Below are 1,048 nucleotides of genomic sequence, written 5' to 3' on the forward strand. Positions count from 1 at the left end.
GCAGCGGACAAATCAAATTCAAGACAAACCACCGAAGTGGCATCAGTCGTACCCAGAGTCACGCCGCCGGCACGAGCCAATTCCATCATTACTGTCGGACCCTCCTGCCATGCTTTTGGGTATGGACGGCACAGCGGTGCAGGGCGCAGAGGGCAGGGACGCGATTCTCGCTGCCGTTGCGTCGGTGGCCGGGTTCGCTGACGAGCTTGCCGGCGTCGTTGCGGGTGCTTCGCCTGCCGCTTCCGCTGACTCACGTCTGGGCGATGGTGTTGATCCCTTGCGCCGGTTCGCTGATGACTGCCTGGATGGGCTGGCATTGATTAGCCGGATCGAGGCGGCCACCGCGGCTGTGAAGGTGCGGTTGGTGGCCGGGCACGTGGACGCTGCGGCTGCGTTGGCGGACCCGGACCCGAGCCCGCAATGGGTTACCGGGCAGCAGATGGCGGTGGTCGCCGAGGTCGCCTGCGTCCTGACCATCGGCGAACGCGCAGCAAGTTCATTGCTTGGTGCCGCGTACGCATTGACCAGTTCGTTGCCTGCGGCGCTGGATGCGCTGCAGGCCGGGGCGGTGTCGTGGCAGAACGCCCAGGTTCTGGTGGACGAGGCCGCGGGCCTGGACGCCGCCGGCACGGCAGCCCTCGAAGCGCACTTCCTCACGCCTGATGCGGCTGGCCCTGGTGCTCTGGGCGCCGGGCCCGGGGGTGTGGCGGGGGAGGTGCCGCCGGCGAGGTTGCGGCGGAAGGTGCGGTCGTGGCGGGAACGCCACCACCCGGAATCGATCGAAACCCGGCGTGCCCGGGGTGTGGCCCAGCGGCGGATGGAGTATTCTCCGGACCGCGACGGGATGGGCTGGGTCTCGCTGTTGCTGCCCGCCGAGCAGGCCAACGCGGCATGGAACCGGACCAGGGCATTGGCCCGCGGCCTCCAGGGCCCGGACGAGCCACGCACCCTTCCCCAGCTGATGGCCGATATCGGGGCTGCGGCGCTGCTGAGCACCGGGAGCAGTGCGGCTACGGGCGCGGACCAGGGTTTCGCCCTTGACCAGGGT

General features: G+C 69.0%; 1 protein-coding gene. It reads left to right on the forward strand.

Annotated elements, in window-relative coordinates; all coding sequences use genetic code 11:
* Nucleotides 1-109: 109 nt before the first annotated feature.
* Nucleotides 110-1,048: DUF222 domain-containing protein (locus AC5RTT_RS20615; protein WP_494146716.1), on the forward strand; the 939-nt coding region annotated here is incomplete at its 3' end.

It is taken from the genome of Arthrobacter sp. Y3221157 (genome assembly GCF_059089865.1).